The sequence below is a fragment of the Pseudomonas sp. CF161 genome, assembly GCF_000416215.1.
GTDB lineage: Bacteria > Pseudomonadota > Gammaproteobacteria > Pseudomonadales > Pseudomonadaceae > Aquipseudomonas.
This window is the reverse complement of sequence record NZ_ATLP01000038.1, coordinates 95,973-114,297: the sequence shown is the minus strand read 5'-3', so window position 1 is coordinate 114,297 and position 18,325 is coordinate 95,973. Positions and strand designations below refer to the sequence as shown.

At 63.6% G+C, this 18,325-nt stretch carries 18 protein-coding genes; 5 read left to right on the top strand and 13 right to left on the bottom strand.

The window, feature by feature from the left end:
- Positions 1-138 precede the first annotated feature (138 nt).
- Entirely contained in the window at positions 139-1,320 is a 1,182-nt protein-coding gene (locus CF161_RS05835) for a CaiB/BaiF CoA-transferase family protein (protein ID WP_020295639.1), read from the top strand.
- A gap of 13 nt (positions 1,321-1,333) precedes the next feature.
- Here CF161_RS05835 and CF161_RS05830 read toward each other — a convergent pair whose 3' ends face one another.
- Together CF161_RS05830 and CF161_RS05825 are read right to left on the bottom strand one after the other, a co-directional pair.
- A complete protein-coding gene (locus CF161_RS05830; RefSeq protein WP_020295638.1) occupies positions 1,334-1,828 on the bottom strand; it encodes a SprT family zinc-dependent metalloprotease in 495 nt (164 codons plus the stop codon).
- 162 nt (positions 1,829-1,990) lie between these two features.
- Positions 1,991-2,593: a Yip1 family protein gene (locus CF161_RS05825; protein ID WP_020295637.1), complete on the bottom strand. Its 603-nt coding sequence runs from the start codon at positions 2,591-2,593 to the stop codon at positions 1,991-1,993.
- A gap of 271 nt (positions 2,594-2,864) precedes the next feature.
- Here CF161_RS05825 and ttcA point away from each other — a divergent pair, with 271 nt between their 5' ends.
- A complete protein-coding gene (gene ttcA / locus CF161_RS05820) occupies positions 2,865-3,689 on the top strand; it encodes a tRNA 2-thiocytidine(32) synthetase TtcA (protein WP_020295636.1) in 825 nt (274 codons plus the stop codon).
- A 10-nt stretch (positions 3,690-3,699) separates the two neighbouring features.
- Here ttcA and CF161_RS05815 read toward each other — a convergent pair whose 3' ends face one another.
- The 7 genes from CF161_RS05815 to arsC all read right to left on the bottom strand — a co-directional run bounded on the left by CF161_RS05815 (position 3,700) and on the right by arsC (position 10,571).
- Positions 3,700-5,244 (bottom strand): glycosyltransferase family 39 protein, encoded by a 1,545-nt coding sequence (locus CF161_RS05815; RefSeq protein ID WP_020295635.1) that lies wholly within the window; start codon positions 5,242-5,244, stop codon positions 3,700-3,702.
- 155 nt (positions 5,245-5,399) lie between these two features.
- Positions 5,400-7,052 (bottom strand): lipid IV(A) 4-amino-4-deoxy-L-arabinosyltransferase, encoded by a 1,653-nt coding sequence (gene arnT, locus CF161_RS05810; protein WP_020295634.1) that lies wholly within the window; start codon positions 7,050-7,052, stop codon positions 5,400-5,402.
- Positions 7,053-7,275: 223 nt separating this feature from the next.
- Positions 7,276-7,908, bottom strand: coding sequence for a histidine phosphatase family protein (locus tag CF161_RS05805; RefSeq protein ID WP_020295633.1), 633 nt, complete (start codon positions 7,906-7,908; stop codon positions 7,276-7,278).
- A gap of 500 nt (positions 7,909-8,408) precedes the next feature.
- Complete coding sequence (locus CF161_RS05800; protein WP_020295632.1) at positions 8,409-9,080, bottom strand: DNA-3-methyladenine glycosylase I; 672 nt, start codon at positions 9,078-9,080, stop codon at positions 8,409-8,411.
- A gap of 117 nt (positions 9,081-9,197) precedes the next feature.
- Positions 9,198-9,623 carry a DUF2069 domain-containing protein gene (locus CF161_RS05795; protein WP_020295631.1) on the bottom strand — a complete coding sequence of 142 codons (426 nt, stop codon included), beginning with the start codon at positions 9,621-9,623 and terminating at the stop codon, positions 9,198-9,200.
- Positions 9,616-10,221 (bottom strand): NAD(P)H:quinone oxidoreductase, encoded by a 606-nt coding sequence (gene wrbA / locus CF161_RS05790; protein WP_020295630.1) that lies wholly within the window; start codon positions 10,219-10,221, stop codon positions 9,616-9,618. The genes CF161_RS05795 and wrbA overlap by 8 nt, the downstream gene beginning before the upstream one ends.
- Positions 10,218-10,571 carry an arsenate reductase (glutaredoxin) gene (gene arsC, locus CF161_RS05785; RefSeq protein ID WP_020295629.1) on the bottom strand — a complete coding sequence of 118 codons (354 nt, stop codon included), beginning with the start codon at positions 10,569-10,571 and terminating at the stop codon, positions 10,218-10,220. The genes wrbA and arsC overlap by 4 nt, the downstream gene beginning before the upstream one ends.
- 126 nt (positions 10,572-10,697) lie before the next feature.
- Here arsC and CF161_RS05780 point away from each other — a divergent pair, with 126 nt between their 5' ends.
- Entirely contained in the window at positions 10,698-11,162 is a 465-nt protein-coding gene (locus CF161_RS05780) for a TlpA disulfide reductase family protein (RefSeq protein WP_020295628.1), read from the top strand.
- Between the two features lie 140 nt (positions 11,163-11,302).
- Here CF161_RS05780 and CF161_RS05775 read toward each other — a convergent pair whose 3' ends face one another.
- The 4 genes from CF161_RS05775 to CF161_RS05760 all read right to left on the bottom strand — a co-directional run bounded on the left by CF161_RS05775 (position 11,303) and on the right by CF161_RS05760 (position 16,029).
- Positions 11,303-11,707 carry an META domain-containing protein gene (locus CF161_RS05775; RefSeq protein ID WP_020295627.1) on the bottom strand — a complete coding sequence of 135 codons (405 nt, stop codon included), beginning with the start codon at positions 11,705-11,707 and terminating at the stop codon, positions 11,303-11,305.
- Positions 11,704-12,141: a hypothetical protein gene (locus CF161_RS05770; RefSeq protein ID WP_020295626.1), complete on the bottom strand. Its 438-nt coding sequence runs from the start codon at positions 12,139-12,141 to the stop codon at positions 11,704-11,706. Before CF161_RS05770 ends, CF161_RS05775 begins: the two co-directional genes overlap by 4 nt.
- 78 nt (positions 12,142-12,219) lie before the next feature.
- Complete coding sequence (locus CF161_RS05765) at positions 12,220-13,209, bottom strand: 2-hydroxyacid dehydrogenase (protein WP_020295625.1); 990 nt, start codon at positions 13,207-13,209, stop codon at positions 12,220-12,222.
- A 66-nt stretch (positions 13,210-13,275) separates the two neighbouring features.
- Positions 13,276-16,029, bottom strand: coding sequence for a response regulator (locus CF161_RS05760; RefSeq protein ID WP_020295624.1), 2,754 nt, complete (start codon positions 16,027-16,029; stop codon positions 13,276-13,278).
- A 217-nt stretch (positions 16,030-16,246) separates the two neighbouring features.
- On the opposite strand from CF161_RS05760, the gene CF161_RS05755 reads away from it, so the two are divergent.
- Together CF161_RS05755 and CF161_RS05750 are read left to right on the top strand one after the other, a co-directional pair.
- Positions 16,247-16,969: a response regulator transcription factor gene (locus CF161_RS05755; RefSeq protein ID WP_043228761.1), complete on the top strand. Its 723-nt coding sequence runs from the start codon at positions 16,247-16,249 to the stop codon at positions 16,967-16,969.
- On the top strand, positions 16,956-18,317 hold the full coding sequence (locus CF161_RS05750; RefSeq protein ID WP_043228707.1) for a sensor histidine kinase: 1,362 nt from the start codon (positions 16,956-16,958) through the stop codon (positions 18,315-18,317). The genes CF161_RS05755 and CF161_RS05750 overlap by 14 nt, the downstream gene beginning before the upstream one ends.
- Positions 18,318-18,325 lie beyond the last annotated feature (8 nt).

Here is an 18,325-nt window from a genome sequence, read left to right as displayed (position 1 = left end):
ATGAAAAACCCGCTACGGCGGGTTTTTTATTGCCCGGGTTTCGAGCGCAAGCGTCAGCCCGCCTGAGCGTTGCGGTAATTGCCGGGCGGGCATCGGCTGCCTACGCTGTGGGCAGTCGATCTTGAGTCAGGAGGGTTCATGCACGGTCCGTTGGCGTCACTCAAAGTTCTGGATTTCTCCACCCTGTTGCCGGGGCCCTTCGCTTCGTTGCTGCTGGCGGACATGGGCGCCGACGTACTGCGCATCGAGTCGCCGACCCGCATGGACCTGCTGCGGGTGCTGCCACCCCATGACCATGGGGTTTCCGCCAGCCACGCCTACCTCAACCGCAACAAGCGCAGCCTGGCCCTGGACCTCAAGCAGCCGGAGGCGCTGGAAGTGGTCCGGCAACTGGTGCTCGATTACGACATCGTCCTCGAACAGTTTCGCCCAGGGGTGATGGAGCGCCTGGGCCTGGGGTATGAGGCGTTGAAGGCGCTCAACCCGAAGTTGATCTACGTCTCGATTACCGGCTATGGCCAGACCGGGCCCTACCGGGAGCGTGCCGGGCACGATATCAATTACCTGGCCCTGGCCGGGCTGGCCAGCTACACCGGGCGCCAGGACAGCGGGCCACTGCCGCTGGGGATTCAGGCGGCGGATATTGCCGGTGGTTCGCTGCACGGCGTGGTTGGCCTGTTGGCGGCGGTGATCGCCCGTCAGCACAGCGGCGTCGGGCAACACCTGGATGTGAGCATGACCGACTGCGCCTTCAGCCTGCATGCCATGGCCGGCGCTGGTTATCTGGCATGTGGCGTCGAGCCGCAGCGCGAGGACCAGATGCTCAATGGCGGCAGCTTTTACGACTACTACCGCAGCCGTGACGGTCGCTGGTTGTCGGTGGGCAGCCTGGAGCCCGGATTTATGCAGGCGCTGTGCGCCGCCCTGGGTCGGCCGGAGTTGGCAGCCCAGGGTCTGTCGCCCAGGCCTGAGCAGCAGCAAGCCTTGAAACAGGCGCTGCAGATCGAGTTCGAGAAGCGCGACTTTGCCGAGCTCTGCGAGTTGTTTGCCGCCCTGGATGCCTGTGTCGAGCCGGTGCTGAGCCTCGCGGAAGCGCTGGAGCACCCGCAGTTGCAGGCGCGGCAACTGGTCAGCCAGGTGCCCCGTGGCGATGGCAGCGCGCAGGCGCAGATGGCCTGTCCGCTGAAGTTTTCCCAGGGCTTGCCTGAACCGCGGCATATCGGTGCTGCGGTCGGCGCGCATTCCGAGCAGGTGCTGCGGGAGTTGGGCTACAGCCCTGAACGCATCGACCAGCTACGCCGGGCCAAAGTGACCCTGTAGCCGCAGCCGGGCCTCATTCCACCCGCATTTCACCGCTGAACACCAGGGTGTGCCGGCAGCGTCGGCACAGGTAGCGCCGGCCCTGGCCGACCAGGCTGTGGCGCTGGGCGGAAAACGGGAAGTCGCTGTCGGCACAGGGGCAGCGGTAGATATAGCGGGTCACGCGGCGCCGCTGGATCTCATAGGTGTGGCAGCGGTTGGGCGGCAGTTCGTACACGCCACGCATGATCAACTGCCATTCTTCGCCATGGGGCTGAATGCGTTCGCCGAACAATTGATGGGCGATCAGGTGCGCGACCTCATGAGCCACGGTCTGCTTGAGGAAGTCTTCGGTGTTTTCCCGGTACAGCTGCGGGTTGAAGCGCAGCAGGTTCTCGTGCAGGTGCGCTACGCCGGCCTTCTGGCCACGCAACTTGAGGCTGACCACGGGACGTTTGAAAGGTCGTTTGAAAAAGGATTCAGCGAGTTGGAAACAGTCTTCGACGCGGGTATTGAGTTGCTCGGGCATGCTTAACGGCTCTCCAGAGGTGTCGAGTATGCCGCAAAGCCCGGTGTTTCCGAATCGCCCAGGCGCCGAATGGTCATGCCAGCCCATCAATTAGAAGGCCGCCTTGCGGCGGCCTGTGTTGGCAGATCTGGTTTTAGGAGGTGAATGGCGTCAGTTGCTGCCTCAGTTGGTGTAGACCGGGCCGACACCCAGGCCCCAGACGATCACGGTAAACGCCATGATCGCCACCAGCACGACCAGCCCAACGGCCAGTACCGAGCTGGAAAACAGAAAACCCTCGTCCGATGGAATGTTCATGAAGGTCGGCAACCCCACATACAGCAGGTACACCGTGTAGCAGATGGCCGCTGTGCCGATGATCATGCCCAGCCACATATGCGGGTACAGCGCCGCCAGGCCACCGACGAACAGGGGCGTCGCGGTGTAGGTGGCAAAGGCGATGCAGCGGGCCAGGCTTGGGTTGGCGTCGTAGGTGCGGGCCATCCAGTGCACGAAGGCGCCCATGACGGCCACGCCGCCGAGCATGGCCAGGTAGGACATGATGGTCATCCACAGTGCGCTTTCCACGGTGAGCATCACCGGGGCTCGACTGCCGATGACCCAACCGACCTGAGTGGTGCCGATAAACGCGGAAACGGCCGGTATCGCCGCGAGAATCAGGGTGTGGGTGAGGTACATGTGGCTGATGCTTTCTTCCTGGTCGCCACGGATTTCTCGCCATTCTTGATCAGGGTGGGTGAAGAGGCCCACGACGTGATGGATCATATTCAGTCACTCCTTTGTTATTGCCATCGCCCCCCAGCGGAGCGCCTACGGGCCAATAGGCCAAGTAAGTAAAGGTCTGTATGTGTGTGCGACCTTATGTCGCAGTATAGGAAGGACTCGCTGGCGTGGCTGTGGGGGGTTAGAGCAAATCGCGCTGTAAAGGGAATACTTAATCGCCGAAGGGTCTTGGCCGTTGCCGCCCTTCGCCCAGCACGGATTTTTTGCGTAAAATACCCGGCTTTTCGTCACACACCTCGCGGATTCCAGCGCCATGGGCACTCTTACGGTCAACCAGAACAAACTGCAGAAACGCCTGCGTCGCCAGGCTGGCGAAGCGGTCGCCGACTTCAACATGATCGAAGACGGTGACAAGGTCATGGTCTGCCTGTCCGGCGGCAAGGACAGCTACACCATGCTCGATGTGCTGCTGCACTTGCAGAAGGTGGCGCCGATCAAGTTCGACATCGTTGCGGTGAACATGGACCAGAAGCAGCCAGGCTTCCCCGAGGACGTGCTGCCGGCCTACCTCAAGACCCTGGGCGTGGAATACCACATCGTCGAGAAAGACACCTATTCGGTGGTCAAGGAGCTGATTCCGGAAGGCAAGACCACCTGCTCGCTGTGCTCGCGCCTGCGTCGCGGCACGCTGTACACCTTTGCCGATGAAATCGGCGCGACCAAGATGGCCCTTGGTCACCACCGCGACGACATCATCGAGACCTTCTTCCTCAACATGTTTTTCAACGGCTCGCTCAAGGCCATGCCGCCCAAGTTGCGGGCCGATGACGGGCGCAATGTGGTGATCCGGCCCCTGGCCTACTGCAACGAGAGGGACATCCAGGCCTACTCCGACCTCAAGCAATTCCCGATCATCCCCTGCAACCTCTGCGGCTCCCAGGAGAACCTGCAGCGCCAGGTGGTCAAGGACATGCTTCAGGAGTGGGAGCGCAAGACCCCGGGCCGCAGCGAAAGCATCTTCCGCAGCTTGCAGAACGTGCAGTTGTCGCAGTTGGCCGACCGCAACCTGTTCGACTTCAGCAACCTGCGCATCGATGAAACCGCCGCCTCGCGTTTCGTCAACGTGCTGAACCTCTGAGCCCCAGCCGTCAAGGCCGGGTTCGGGGCGTGGCGTCGGGAATGTAGGCCAGGCTGCCGAAGTCCCGGGGATTGAACAGGCGTTCACCGTTGTCCGGGAGCGTGCGCAGCACCTGATGATCGGCCTGTAGGTAGCCCAGGGGCAGGGGCTCGCCATTGTGGTACTGGGCCAGGATCAGGGTGCGTTGCGGGTCCCAGTGCTGGCCGCTGGTTTTCTCCAGCCAGGCCATGAACCCCGCGCTGTCGCCGTCGCGGGGGAAGTCCTGGGTGTCCTGTAGGTAGTAGAACGGCGCGCCGTGATTCTGCAGGTACAGCGGCAGTTTGTTATCGACCTCCAGCATCACCACTCGCCATTGCGCCCAAGGTGCCTGTTTGCTGGCTTCGGCCTGCACCGCCTGGGCGAACTGCATGACCCCGCCACCGCCATTGGTCCAGGGGTAGAGCACCCCCAACACCAGCAGCATGACCCCGGCAGCCACCGCGAAGCCTTTGCTCCAGCCACGCCGGTCGACTTTTCCGGCGGCTCGGCGCTGGGCAAGGCGCCGGCTCAGCCACCAGGCCGCGAGCAACTGCGCAAAGGGCACCAGCGGCAATACGTAGTAGCTGCGGCGGCTGCCGCTGGCGGTGAAAAACAGCATCAGCAGGCCCAGGCCCCACACCAGCCAGCGCGCATTGGGCTCGATCTGCCGCCAGTGGCGCAGGGCGACCCATAGACCGAGGATCCAGCACGGTACCCAGGGCAGGGTGTAGACCGGTAGGTAGATCAGGTAGGTGTAGAGCGGGCCGACATGGTCGAACGGGTCGAAAAAGCGCACCAGGTTTTCCCGCAGCACCAGGCTCAGGCCGCTGTCGCCCACGGTCGGCTGGCCGTACAGGTGCGAGAGCAGGAACGGCAACAGATAGACCAGCCCGGCGAGCAGCAGGGCCAGGCACAGCCGCAGATTGAGGTGGCGCTTCCAGCGTCCGGCGCTTATCAGGTGTGGCAGCAGCACCAGCCCGGGCAGAATGAAGCCGATCAGGCCCTTGCACAGGGAGGTGGCCGCCAGTATCAGGAAAAACCCGCAGTAGCGGCCCAGGCGAGTGTCGTCCGGCCCGCGCCAGTACCACCAGACCGCCGCCAGCACTCCGAACAGGGTCAGAATGTCGGCCGTCGCCACCCGGGCCCAGAAGGCGAAGTAGAAGGTGGTCGCCAGCATCCAGCCGGCAATCAGCCCGGTGCCCTGGCGAAACAGGCGCTCGCCAAGCGAATGGATCAGCCACACGCTCAGCCACGCCGCGATCACCGACGGCAGGCGCAGCGACCAATTGTCCAGCCCGCCGAACAGCCCGCTGCTGGCGGTAATCAACCAGTAGGAAGGCAGCGGCTTGTCGTAATAGGGCATGCCCTTGAGGTACGGGTCGAAGTAATCGCCGCTTTGCAGCATTTGCAGGGCAATGTTCGCCCAGCGGGTTTCCGGCCCCCACAGCTCGCGGCTGCCCAGGCCGAGCAGCAGGATCAACGCGCTCACAGCCAGCAGCAGCGCCAGGGCCTTGTGCTGATTAAGGCGGTGTTGCATGGGGATTGCTCCGTGGTTGGACCCGCGCCGGTTTCAGTGGCTCGCAGGGGAATGCCGTCCGGCCCGTTAAGGCAAGCAGGGGATTGGGTTCGGGTGGGGCGGGTGATCAGGCGGTCAGCGCCGCTGGACAGGCGCTGACCGTGGGGCGACCGGGCTTATGGCGGGCTCTGGGGGAAGATCAGGATCACCAGGTTGCCTTGTTCGTAGCGTTTGCCGCCCAGGGGCAGGCGCTCGACTTCCTGGATCTCCTGCACGCCGTTAACCCGCATGACCACGCCCACCGAGCCCCGCTTCAGGGCTTGGCTCATCCAGGGCTGGATCTGATCCAGATCGACCTTGCGCGGGCTCGAATCCGGGTAGTCGAGGCCGTACTTGAGCTCACCAGCGGTGTTGTACAGCGCCACGTCCGGACGTTGCAGGCGCCAGGCCAGGGCCGAGGCCGCCCCCAGGTCATTACTCAGCAGGGTGCTGGTCTGGCGCAGTTGCTCCAGGTGCTGGTTGATGAACTGGTCCGGCATCTTGTTGTGCACCACGCTGGCGGGCATGCCGGGCGGCAGCAGGGCCACCAGCAGCAAGGTCCCCAGGGCCGGCGCGGCCCACAGCGCCCGGGGGCGCGAGGCGGCCAGCAGGTTGGCGATGATCCAGCCCATCAGCATGATGAACACCAGCGACAGGGCGAGCATTTCGTCATGGCCGTACAGCGGTTTGCTGACCTGGATGTAGATCAGCCCCACCAGGGCGCCGACACCGATCACCAGGTTGAGCAGGGCATTGATCCGCAGCGCCCGGCCTCGGGCCTGATCGAGCCGCTCGATCAGGGTGGACCCCATCAGCAGGGCCAGGGGCAGCAGGCAAGGCATGATGTAGGTCGGCAGCTTGCCGCGGCTCAGGCTGAAAAAGGCCAGGGGCAACAGCAGCCACAGCAGGAGAAAGCCAGTGCCGGCCTGGCGCTTGTCTTTCCAGGCCTGGAGCAGGGTGCTCGGCAGCAACGCTGCCCAGGGCAGGCTGGAAACCACCAGCAGCGGCAGGTAGAACCACCAGGGGCGGGTGTGCTGTGCGTCCTCGGCGGCGAAGCGGCGAATATGTTCATGCCAGAAGAAGAACCGCCAGAAGTCCGGCTCGTGGGCGTGGATGCTCAGCACCCACGGCAGGCAGACCAGGGCCGCCACCAGCACCGCCAGCGGACCGAAGCGCAGCAACTCGCTGAAGCGCCGCTGCCAGACCATGTACGGCAGGGCGATCAGCACCGGCAGCAGCCAGGCCAGAAAGCCCTTGGTCAGAAACCCCATGCCGCAGGCAAACCCCAGCGCCGCCCAGGCCGACAGGCGCTCGCGCAGGGTCCGGCCCTGGAGGGCAAACCACAGCGCCACCAGGCTCAGGTTGACCCACAGGGTGAACTGCGGGTCGAGGTTGGAGTAGCCGGCCTGGCCGGCGATCAGGCCGAAGCTCATGTACAGCAGCGCCGCGGCGAAACTCTTGCGCGGGTCATTCCACAAGCGCCGGGCCAGCAGATAGGCAAGCAGGATGCTCAGCCCGGTACTCAGCGCCGAAGCGATGCGCACCCCGAACAGGTTGTCACCGAACACGGCCTGGCCAATGGCGATGAACCAATAGCCGGCAATGGGTTTTTCAAAGTAGCGGATGCCCATGAAATGCGGGGCGATCCAGTCACCCTTGAGCAGCATTTCCTGGCTGATCTGGGCATAACGGGTTTCGTCCGGAATCCACAGGCCATGGGTGGTCAATGGCAGCAGGTAAAACACGGCGAAGGCTAAAAACAGCAGCGGTAGCGCCCAACGTCTGGTCATGCCCCGCACTCCTGTTGCTGGAGGTGGGGTGATGCCCGTTCCTTGGGCCTGGGGCGTAGAGTCTTGCGCATGTCTGTCCTCGGTGTTGGGGGGCAGGTGATGGATCTGAGGTGGCACTGGCTAATAAAGTACACGCCGCGAAAAAAGCAACTAAATACAAGCGGCTTCAAATAAAACTGTCGATGGGCTGAATAACGCTTGGGATGTTTAAAAGTTCTGCAAGTTACTGCTGGACGTTATTGAGTGTCGGCGGCCAGTGTTCGCTGTTCATTATTCCCAGTACTTTCAACTGCCCATCGGGCTCCACGGCAAGAAACAACGAACTGCTGTATTCGCTGGCCAGTGCGTGTTCGTAACCCAGTTGTTTTTCCAGATCGCTGATACAGCCGCTGTGGGTGATCAGGATCAGGTTGTGCCGCGCCTGCTTATGCGCCAGCACATCGCTTTTCAATGTCGGGCCGCAACTGGACAGCCAGGGCTGGGCCTGCGCGGGTTTGCCGAACATGTACTGCGAGGTCTGCAGGGTGCGGGTCAGGGGGCTGCTCAGGATCTCCGCATTGGCCATGCCCAGCTCCCGGTAAGCGTGGCCCAGCGCAATGGCGGTCGATTGGCCGATCAGGGTGATGCCGTCCTCCGGGCCCAGGCAGGGGTGGCTGGAGCGGTCGCAGCGCTCGGCATGCCTGATCAGGACAATGACGTTTCCGGCCTGCCAATGCAGGTACAGATGGCTGTTGCTCATCTGCCTGGGGTCGCCGAGGTTGACCGGAGTCCGGGGCCACATGGCAAATCCGGTGACCACTATCACCAGTAATACGCAGAGGCTGCCCAGCAGTGACTGCTTAACCCGGGCGTTCATCTTGGGCTTCTCTGGAATGGGGGCGGTGGCTCGAGTAGGTCACGCTGTTCGCCTGGTATTGAAGTTGTCGAAAGTTCACAGTTGCGCCGAGCAGTAGTTGTGGCTTAGTTGGCGGTTTCACCCAGGCGCGCTGTCTGTAAAACAATTTATGGCGCTGCAGGTGGGGGAATGGTGAAAGCAATGTGAAAAAATCGAATGCCGATTGCCGGTGGTAAACCCCCCGTGGAGTTGGCGCATTGGCGATGGCCGCCAAGGGCATCGGCTGGCTGGTTTTTTATTGTGTGCAGTGGCGGGTCATGGAGTGCCGGCCTCCAGTCCATTGCGAAAGCCCGGCAAAAGTAACGTATTAAAAAGTCGCCATGGCGTTTTAATGCGATCAGTTCAGCTGGCTGTCAGCTAGGCATGCAGCGGGTGGGGGACGCAGGGGGGGGCAGATCGGCGCGGCCCTCGACAAAGGGCCGCGCCTGGTGCGGTCGTCAACGGGTGGGGATTGCCCCCGGTCAGTGGTTGACGGTGAAGGCCAGCATGGCCGAAAGCTGGCACAGCGGGCGCCCGCTTTGCTCCTGCCACTGGTTGAACACGTCCTGCACCAGGGCCTGGTCGCGTTTGCTGCTGGGCACTTTGTCGACGATCTTCTGCGCGTTCAACGCGGCCACCACATCCCAGGTCGGGATAAAGGTGTCCTTGCCCACCATCCGCAGGAACCGCGGTGCCGAAAGGCCGCCCATCTGGTTGCCGTGCTTGGCCAGGTACTGCCACAAGCCGACGATGTCGCTGCTCGGCCAGTCGGCAATGAAGTTGCCGAAACTGCCGTGTTCATGGGCCACATCAAGAATCATCTGCGCATTGCGCGGCACGCTCTTGAGCTTGCCCAGGTGGCGGATGATCCGCGCATCCTGCATCAGGCGCTCCAGGTGCTCGGCACCCATCAGCACCACCTTTTCCGGGTCGAAGCCGAAAAACACCTGCTCGAAGGCCGGCCACTTGGCATCCACCAGGCTGTGTTTGAGCCCGGCGCGAAATACCCGCAAGGCCAGTGTCGACAGGTAGCGATCGGCGCTCAGCGAACGCAGGTAGGCGTCGGAGGCCGGGGTGGGCAGGTGCTCTTCCAGGGCTTTGGCCGAACCGAAGCGGTTAAGACAATATTCGTTCAGCCATTTGTAATCGTGCATGCCTTCTCCATATCGGTTCGAGGGGGCTGGGGCGTTGGACGCGGGCGATGGGACTTGAGGCAGCTCGATGGCCTCCAAGGTTCAATCCTTTGCCGGAGGCCGTGCCGCGAGTCTGCATCAGGCGGGGCTGGCAGTGCCTTCGCCCGCCAGTTTGCGGTTGAGCTGAAAGCGCCAGCGCACATACAGCAGGGCCGTGCAGAACAGCGCCAGGCTGGCGAGCATTTCCAGCACGCCGAACAGCTGGCGGTTGGGGTCGTAGGCCGCCAGGGCGCCCTTGATGAAGTACAGGTTCACCACAAAGCACATCCACGAGTGGCCACGGGCACTGCCACTGAGCATGCCTGGGGCCATCAAGAGCAGCGGCACCAGTTCGATCAGCAGGATCACCCAGGGGCGCGCGCCGTGCAGGTCGGCCACCAGCAGGTAATAGCCGCACAGCAGGCCGACCAGGCCGAGAAAGCTCAGCAGGCTGAGGACGCGCGCCAGGCGCACCCGTGGTTCCAGCCATTCGACGGCGGGCAGGATTTTCGGCTTTTTAGCCACGGTTGCTCTCCAGTTGCCGGGCGGTTTTCGCCAGGCGCAGGCCCAGGGCCCGGCACAGGGTGACTTCGTGCTCGTTCAGCGGGCTCTTGCCGTCGGCCCCGGCGTGGTGGCTGGCGCCATAAGGCGTGCCGCCGCCACGGGTGTCCAGCAGGGCCGATTCGCTGTAGGGCAGGCCGGTGATCAGCATGCCGTGGTGCAACAGCGGCAGCATCATCGACAGCAGGGTGGTTTCCTGGCCGCCGTGCAGGCTGGCGGTGGAGGTGAAGACCCCGGCAGGTTTGCCCACCAGGGCGCCGGTCAGCCACAGGTTGCTGGTGCCGTCGAGAAAGTACTTGAGCGGCGCCGCCATGTTGCCGAAACGGGTCGGGCTGCCCAGCGCCAGGCCGGCGCAGTTTTTCAGGTCGTCGAGGCTGGCGTACAGCGCGCCATCTTCGGGAATGCTCGGCGCCACGGCTTCGCATTCGCTGGAGATCGCCGGCACGGTACGCAGGCGGGCTTCCAGGCCACCCTGTTCGATGCCCCGGGCAATCTGCCGGGCCATCTCGGTGGTCGAGCCGTTGCGGCTGTAATACAGCACCAGGACGTAGGAGTCGCTCACGGCAGGATCTCCAGCACTTTTTCCGGCGGTCGGCCGATGATGGCTTTGTCGCCGGCTTCGAGAATCGGCCGTTCCATCAGTTTCGGGTGGGCGGCGATGGCATCGATCAACTGCGCCTCGGTGAGGCTGCTGTCCGCCAGGTTGAGGCTCTTGTACTCGTCTTCACCGGTGCGCAGCAGTTGGCGTGCGCCGATGCCGAGCTTGCCCAGCAGCCGTTGCAAGTGCGGGGCGTCGAGTGGGGTTTCCAGGTAGCGCACCACGGTTGGCGCCAGGCCACGGGCCTCCAGCAGTTCCAGCGCACCGCGGGATTTCGAGCAGCGCGGGTTGTGATAAAGCGTCAGATCGGTCATGTGCGGGTCGCATCTTGCCTTAGGTGGCGGCTATTCTACCTGCGCCGCGGGCTGTCCTGAACCTTGAGAGGCGATGGGTCGCAGGCAACAGCGGTTTCAGATGATTTTTCAGACAAGGATCAAGGCATGGCAAGGCGACTGGCAGCGGCATTGGCAATCTTCACCACGGTGTTGCTCGGCGGCTGCGGCAACGACTACGGCGTCGACCAATATGGCCAGAAAGTGGCGGGTGAACGCATTGATAAACAATGGCTGGTGCTCAATTACTGGGCCGAGTGGTGTGGGCCGTGCCGCACCGAGATTCCCGAACTGAATGCGCTGGCCGAGCAGCTCAAGGGGCAGCCGGTGAGTGTGCTGGGGGTCAATTTCGATAATGTGCAGGGCGATGAACTGAAAGCCGCCAGCGACAAGCTGGGGATCAAGTTCACCGTGCTGGCCCAGGACCCGGCGCCGATCTTCGACCTGCCGCGCAGCGAAGCGCTGCCGGTGACCTACCTGATCGACGACAAGGGCAAGGTGCGCGAACAACTGATGGGCGAGCAGACCGCAGCGGGCGTTATCGCCAAGCTGCAAGCCCTGCGCGGTCAATAACCACGTCTACCGGGCATCTGTAGCCGCTGCCGCCAGGCTGCGGCTACAGGGGCTGCGCAAGCCCGGATGGGCACCGCGAAGCGCCAGGGGAATTACGCAGCGTTCTTGCAGGCCAGCAGCCGGGCGGCAGCGGCTACAGGTCAGCCTTCTTCCAGCCACAAGCGCAGTGGTTTGCCTTCAGCCGGCCAGAAGCGCACTTGCTCGATCGGCGACACATCCCAGCGCTCTACGGTTTCCAGCGCTTGCAGGAAGCGCCGTTCCTGCTCCATCAACGCCGGCGCGCAGAGTTTGCGGGTGTTGCCGACCTTGCCGAAGCTGAGCTTGTCGCCGTCCAGGGTATAAGGCGCGAACCAGTGGTTGCAGCCGCCGTTGCCGTAGGCGCGACCGTCTTCACCCAGGGTGATGGTCAGGTGGCTGTTGTCGATCAACGGTCGCTCGCCAATCCATTCCAGGATGTAGCTGCGGTCGTGCTGCAGTTTCAGCGGCTCGGCGGCGCAGCCCAGCAACCCTGCGGCCACGGCTGCACTTAGCGCCAGGCGTTTCATTGCGCGACCTGCTGGCATTTCGGGCAGCGATGCTTTTCACCTTCGCTGACCCAGCCCAGTTCGACGATGCGCGCACTGGCGGCCGGTTTCTCGGCCTTGTTGCCGAGCTTGGCGTCGACCGCGAACTCAAAGCTCAATTGGCTGGCGCAGCTGTCGCAGTTGACTTGCCACTGATGAATGGCCAACTCGCCGAACACCGGGCCTCGGGCGACGGCGACCCATTGACCGAGGGGGTTGATCAGGTGGCGCACGGTTTCCACGGTCAGGCGCATGGACAAGTCCTTGCTGCCCTTGAGCGTGACGATCAACACGTCATCGTTGCGAATCGAGCCACCGTTGCCAGTGACCTGATACCGCCCCGGCACCAGGGCGCGGCACTCGATCAGGGTGTGTTGCGGGTTCATCAGGGTGTAGCGGAAATCGTGTTCGACCATGGGTCCTCCAAGTAGGCGGCTATGCTAGCACGCGACTTTGCAGCGAGCCGACCTTCACGCCACCGTCGGTCCGTCGATTCAGTTCTGTACCAGGTTCTGCGGGGTGCCGGCGCCCCAGGCGGCGATGTTGTGCAGGGTGGTGGCGGCAATCGCGGCCAATGCCTCGCGGGTCAGAAACGCCTGGTGGGCGGTGATGATCACGTTGGGAAAGGTCAGCAGCCGTGCCAGTACATCGTCTTGCAGCGGCAGGTCGGAGCGGTCCTCGAAAAACAGCTGGGCCTCCTCTTCATAGACATCCAGCCCCAGGTAGCCCAACTGGCCGTTTTTCAGGGCGTCGATCAGCGCCGGGGTATCCACCAGGCCGCCACGGCCGGTGTTGATCAGCATGGCGCCGGGTTGCATGTGCGCCAGGCTGCGGCTGTTGATCAGGTACTTGCTGTCGGCCGTGAGCGGGCAGTGCAGGCTGATGATCTGCGATTCGGCCAGCAACTGCGGCAGTTCCATATAGCGGGCGCCGAGGGCTTCGACCTGCGGGTTGGGGTAGGGATCATAGGCCAGCAGCTGGCAGCCGAACCCGGCCATGATCCTGGCGAACGTCGCGCCGATCTGCCCGGTGCCGACCACGCCGACGGTCTTGCCCACCAGGTCGAACCCGGTCAGGCCGTGCAGGCTGAAATCGCCCTCGCGGGTGCGGTTGTAGGCCCGGTGCAGGCGCCGGTTCAGGGCCAGGATCAGCGCCACCGCGTGTTCGGCCACCGCATGGGGCGAGTAGGCCGGCACCCGCACCACGGCCAGCCCCAGGCGCTTGGCGGCCACCAGGTCGACGTGGTTGTAACCGGCCGAGCGCAGGGCGATCAGGCGTGTGCCGCCGGCCGCCAGTTGCTCCAGCACCGGCGCGCTCAGGTCGTCGTTGATAAAGGGGCACACCACTTCATGCTGTTCGGCCAGGGCCACGGTATCCAGGCTGAGCCTGGCGGGCTGGAATTGCAGCTCGATGCCCGGGGGCAGGTCAGCGCCCAGGAAGCTGTCGCGATCGTAGGTCTGGCTGCTGAAGAGAATCGTGCGCATGGAGTGATCCTGATTAAAGGGGTGGCACAGCATGGCGGCTCGGGGCGAGCCGGACATTGCCTTGGGTCAGGTGTTGAAACGCGCCTCGCTGGCCAGGCGAGTTATCGCCCGATCCAGCTCGTCGAGTGCGGCGAAGGCCTTGACATCTTCCTGCTTGAGCAAGGTTTCGCTGCGTTGACAGGTGGCGCGCAATTGCGGCACGCCGCAGTACCGGGTGGCGCCATGCAGGCGGTGGACCCGTTCGATCAGCGCGTTGCGGTCATTGGCTTCGCGCGCGGCACGGATCGCTTCGCGGTCGGCCTCCAGGGACGCGAGCAGCATGGCCAGCATGTCGGCAGCCAGATCAGCCTTGCCGGCGGCCAGGCGCAGGCCTTCATCGTGGTCCAGCACCTGCAGTTCGATGCTCTTGCCATGAAACTCGCTGGAGCGTTCGGGCCCCTGGTTGCGCAGGGCCAGGCCGGTCCACTTCAACACCACCTGGGCCAACTGGCGTTCGCTGATGGGTTTGGTCAGGTAATCGTCCATGCCGCTTTGCAGCAGCGCGCGTTTTTCGTTGGCCATGGCGTGGGCGGTGAGGGCGACGATGGGCAGCGGCGAACCATGGCGCTCGCTTTCCCACAGGCGGATCGCCTCGGTGCTTTGTCGCCCGTCCATGCCGGGCATTTGCACGTCCATCATCACCAGGTCGAAGGATTCGTTCTGGATCGCCTTGAGCGCGGCATAACCACTTTCGACCGCCAGCACCTTGGCGCCCATGTCTTCGAGCAGGGTCTGCACCAGCAGCAGGTTGGCCGGGTTGTCATCGACGCACAGCACCCGCGGTGCGCGACTCGACAAGGGTTCGCCGGGCTCGTTGCGCACCTGGCGCGGGTTGACCAGGTCGGACAGGGCGCGGCGCAGTTTGCGGGTACAGGCCGGCTTGGCCTGCAACTGGCTGTGGGGGTTGGGCACCGACAGCTGGAACAGCGTCTGCTCGGTGGTCGGGCACAGCACCAGGACCTTGCAGCCAAGGTGCTCCAGATCCCAGATATATTGGTTGAGCCGCTCGGGCGGCATGTCGTTGCTGGTGATGCCCAGCACCGCGAGGTCGATCGCCTGATCGGTCTGGTGCACCCCGGTAATGCCGTTGGTCAGGGCTTCCAGGGTGTTGAACGGGGTCACCTCCAGGCCGCAGTCTTCCAGTTGGTGCTGCAGGGCCTGGCGCGCCAGTTCGTGATTTTCCACGATCGCCACCCGGCGCCCGAGCAAGGGCGGGCCCGGCAGGTCTTCGGCGTCGTCGCGGGTCTTGGGCAGGCTCAGGCTGATCCAGAACTCCGAGCCTTCTCCCGGCGTGCTGTCGACCCCGATCTCGCCGCCCATCTGCTCGATCAGGCGCTTGGAAATCACCAGCCCCAGGCCAGTGCCGCCGGGTTGCCGCGACAGCGAGTTGTCGGCCTGGCTGAAGGCCTGGAACAACGCCCGCACATCCTGGTTCGACAAGCCGATGCCGGTGTCCTGGATGCTGATCCGCAACTGCACGCTGTCTTCGTGTTCCTCTTCAAGCATGGCGCGGGCGACGATGGTGCCTTCGCGGGTGAACTTGATCGCGTTGCTCACCAGGTTGGTGAGGATCTGCTTGAGCCGCAGCGGATCGCCGAGCAGCGCCAGGGGCGTATCGCGGTAGACCAGGCTGACCAGCTCCAGCTGTTTGGCGTGGGCCGCCGGGGCGAGGATGGTCAGGGTGTCTTGCAGCAAGTCCCGCAGGTTGAACGGAATGCTGTCGAGCACCAGCTTGCCGGCCTCGATTTTCGAGAAGTCGAGAATTTCGTTGATGATGCCCAACAGGCTGTCGGCGGATTTTTCGATGGTCCCCAGGTAATCCAGCTGACGTGGGGTCAGTTCGCTTTTCTGCAGCAAATGGGTGAAACCCAGGATGCCGTTGAGCGGGGTGCGGATCTCGTGGCTCATGTTGGCCAGGAACTCGGATTTGATCCGGCTGGCCTCCAGGGCCTCCTTGCGGGCCAGGTCCAGCTCGATGTTCTGGATCTCGATGGTTTCCAGGTTCTGGCGCACGTCTTCGGTGGCCTGGTCGATGCTGTGCTGCAATTCTTCCTGAGCGTTCTGCAGGGTGCTGGCCATGCGATTGATGCCCGAAGCCAGTTCGTCCAGTTCCTGGCTGCCCAGGGGTGGCAGGCGGGTTTCCAGGTTGCCGTCCTTGAGCTGGGCCACGGCCTGCTTGATCTGGCTCAGCGGGGTGTTGATGGTGCGGCTCATGCGCAGGGCCAGCAGCGTGGTGCCGGCCAGGCCCGCGGCAATCAACAGCAGGCTGGCGAACAGGCTGCGGTAACCGCGCAGCAGCATGCCGCTGTGGGACAGCTCCAGTTCGACCCAGCCCAGCAGGCGGTCGGCTTCATCGGGTATCAGGTCGCCGGCGAGGTTGCGGTGGCGCCCGAAGACGGGCAGCAGGTAGCGGGTCGCATCGTTGCCGGTGCGTTGCAGCATGTGGTTGCTGTTACCGATCGGCGGCTGGTTGAGCATGCTCGGGCCGGCGTGGGCCAGGAGCGTGCGATCCGGGGCGAGAAACGACACCGCGCGTACATCCGACTGTTCCAGGGACTGGGTGGCGATGCGCTCCAGCAGGTCGTTGTCCTTGTGTCCCATGGCCGGGGCCACCAGGGGCGCCAACTGCTCGGCGATCATTTCGCCACGTTGCAGGAGTTGGGTTTGCAGGTCCGCTTGCTGCATCCAGGTGAAATACCCACCCAGCACCAGGGCCATCAGGCTCGTCGGTAACAAGGTCAGCAGCAGTACGCGACCTTTGATTCCCAGTTTCTTAAGCACCTGACTCTCCTGCCAACCTGTTGTTTTGAATGAACGACGCGCACTTCCGTGAGGCGCCACTCGCGCAGTGTAGCGATTTGCGAGTCAGCGATCTTGGCAAATTGCGCGGGCTCCGAAACAACCGTTGGGCGTTTATCGGACCTGGATCCAGGCATTGGTTGCTCGTGGCCGGGCAATCTTGAATAATTGCATGATTGAGAATTACTTGCAGAAGCTAATGACTCCCGTATCTGTTGGCCAACCGCGCATCCTGGCGATTGAAGATGATCTTGTGCTCGGCGCTTACGTGCACGAGCAACTGGGCCGTTCCGGTTTCGAGGTGACCTGGTGCCAGAATGGCTGGGAAGGCCTGGAGATGGCGCGCGAGCGTTCATTTGACGTGGTGTTGATGGATATTCTGCTGCCCGGCATGGACGGCTTGTCGGTGCTGACCCACCTGCGCCAGAGCCACTCGACCCCCGTGGTGCTGATGTCGGCCCTGGGCGCCGAGGCCGATCGCATCAGCGGCTTTCGCCTGGGGGCTGACGACTACCTGCCCAAGCCGTTCAGCATGGCCGAGTTGCGGGTGCGCATCGAAGCCATCCTGCGGCGCGTGGCCCTCGACCGGCGCCCGGTGGCTATTCTTTTGAACCGCGACAGCCACAGCCTGCGGTTCGACGATGAACTGTGCGATGTGTATTTTGGCCAGCAATGGGCCGGGTTCACCCGCAGCGAGTACCGGCTGCTGGAGACCCTGCACCGCAGCGCCGATGAAGTCCTCAGCAAAGCCTTCCTTTATCAGCATGTCCTGCAGCGCGGCTATGCCCCCCATGACCGCAGCCTGGACATGCACGTCAGCCAGATCCGCCGCAAGCTCAAGGCCATCGGCTACGCCGAGCGCGAAGTGCGCACGGTCTGGGGCAAGGGCTATGTACTGAGTGCCGTCGATGAAGTGGTCTGACGTACCGGGTCGGCACTCACTGTTCTGGAAGTTGACGTTGTTGTTGGTGGCCTTCTGCCTGCTGATGATCTGGCTCAGTTGGTCCTGGGGCCGCTATATGGAACAGAAGAACCTGTTCCTCTCCCATGAGGCGCGCAGCACTTTGCTGGAGTATGCCGCCCAGGCCGAGCAGGCCTGGGCCCAGGGGCAGAGCGAAGGGGTCGATGCCTGGCTGCAGGACATGGGCACGCGTGAGTCGACCTGGATCGGGGTCATAGGCGAGGACTTGCAGTCACTGAGCAGCAAGCCCCTGAGCTCCCGGGAAAACCAGCGCCTGACCTTTCTGCGCGGCCTTGATTGGCCGGTGAGCCTGCACACCCGTGGCTTGCCCTGGTTGAGGATTGCCTTTCCCGGCGATCCGGATGCCGGCAGCCTGGTGATCGAGTTGCCGCAGCGTTTCATGCCCGGGCAGTACCGGTTGCTGTGGCGGGTGCTGACCAATGGCGTGATCCCCGGTTTGTTCACCCTGTTGCTGTGCGTCGGTCTGTACCGGTTGTTGGTGGTGCCCCTGAACCAGTTGCGGGAACAGGCCAACGCCTGGAACGCCGATCAATTGAATGCACGTGTCTCCAGCCAGACCACCAGCCGCCAGGATGAATTGGGCGAACTGGGCCGGGCCTTCGATCAAATGTCCGAACGCCTGCAAGGCACGGTGTCCCTCCAGCAACAGCTGCTGCGCGACCTTTCCCATGAACTGCGCACGCCGCTGAGTCGCCTGCGCGTGGCGTGCGACAGCGAACACAGCCTGGCGGCCCTGCGCGAACGTTTGTCTCGGGAAGTCGACGGCATGCAGCGCTTGGTGGAAGACAGCCTGCAACTGGCCTGGCTCGACACCGAACGGGCGCCCCTGGCGGCGGAAGAAATCCAGGTGCAGGCGTTGTGGGAAATGCTCACGGAAAATGCTTGCTTTGAAAGTGGCTGGTCGGCGCAGCAGTTGCAATGCGAGCTGACGGCAGCGTGCTGGGTGCGCGGTAACCTCAATACCCTGGCCCAGGCCCTGGAAAATGTCCTGCGCAATGCCATCCGCCATTCGCCGTTTGGTGCGGTGGTCAGCCTTGATGGCTGCCGCGAGGGGGAATACTGGCACCTGTGGCTGGAAGACCAGGGCGGTGGGGTGGACGAAGCGGACCTGGAGCGGATTTTCGCGCCCTTTACCCGACTCGACGGTTCGCGGCCTGGCAACGGTGGATTCGGCCTGGGCCTGAGCATCGCGCGCAATGCGGTGCAGCGCCAGGGCGGCCAGATCTGGGCGGAAAACACCGCGCGCGGCTTGCGCCTGCACATGCGCCTGCTGGCTGCCAGCGTATAGGCGGCAAG

Coding starts and splice junctions, on each gene's coding strand:
- CF161_RS05835 (WP_020295639.1), top strand. CDS start 139: ATGCACGGTCCGTTGGCGTCACTCAAAGTTCTGGATTTCTCCACCCTG.
- CF161_RS05830 (WP_020295638.1), bottom strand. CDS start 1,828: ATGCCCGAGCAACTCAATACCCGCGTCGAAGACTGTTTCCAACTCGCT.
- CF161_RS05825 (WP_020295637.1), bottom strand. CDS start 2,593: ATGATCCATCACGTCGTGGGCCTCTTCACCCACCCTGATCAAGAATGG.
- ttcA (WP_020295636.1), top strand. CDS start 2,865: ATGGGCACTCTTACGGTCAACCAGAACAAACTGCAGAAACGCCTGCGT.
- CF161_RS05815 (WP_020295635.1), bottom strand. CDS start 5,244: ATGCAACACCGCCTTAATCAGCACAAGGCCCTGGCGCTGCTGCTGGCT.
- arnT (WP_020295634.1), bottom strand. CDS start 7,052: ATGACCAGACGTTGGGCGCTACCGCTGCTGTTTTTAGCCTTCGCCGTG.
- CF161_RS05805 (WP_020295633.1), bottom strand. CDS start 7,908: ATGAACGCCCGGGTTAAGCAGTCACTGCTGGGCAGCCTCTGCGTATTA.
- CF161_RS05800 (WP_020295632.1), bottom strand. CDS start 9,080: ATGCACGATTACAAATGGCTGAACGAATATTGTCTTAACCGCTTCGGT.
- arsC (WP_020295629.1), bottom strand. CDS start 10,571: ATGACCGATCTGACGCTTTATCACAACCCGCGCTGCTCGAAATCCCGC.
- CF161_RS05780 (WP_020295628.1), top strand. CDS start 10,698: ATGGCAAGGCGACTGGCAGCGGCATTGGCAATCTTCACCACGGTGTTG.
- CF161_RS05775 (WP_020295627.1), bottom strand. CDS start 11,707: ATGAAACGCCTGGCGCTAAGTGCAGCCGTGGCCGCAGGGTTGCTGGGC.
- CF161_RS05770 (WP_020295626.1), bottom strand. CDS start 12,141: ATGGTCGAACACGATTTCCGCTACACCCTGATGAACCCGCAACACACC.
- CF161_RS05765 (WP_020295625.1), bottom strand. CDS start 13,209: ATGCGCACGATTCTCTTCAGCAGCCAGACCTACGATCGCGACAGCTTC.
- CF161_RS05755 (WP_043228761.1), top strand. CDS start 16,247: ATGACTCCCGTATCTGTTGGCCAACCGCGCATCCTGGCGATTGAAGAT.
- CF161_RS05750 (WP_043228707.1), top strand. CDS start 16,956: ATGAAGTGGTCTGACGTACCGGGTCGGCACTCACTGTTCTGGAAGTTG.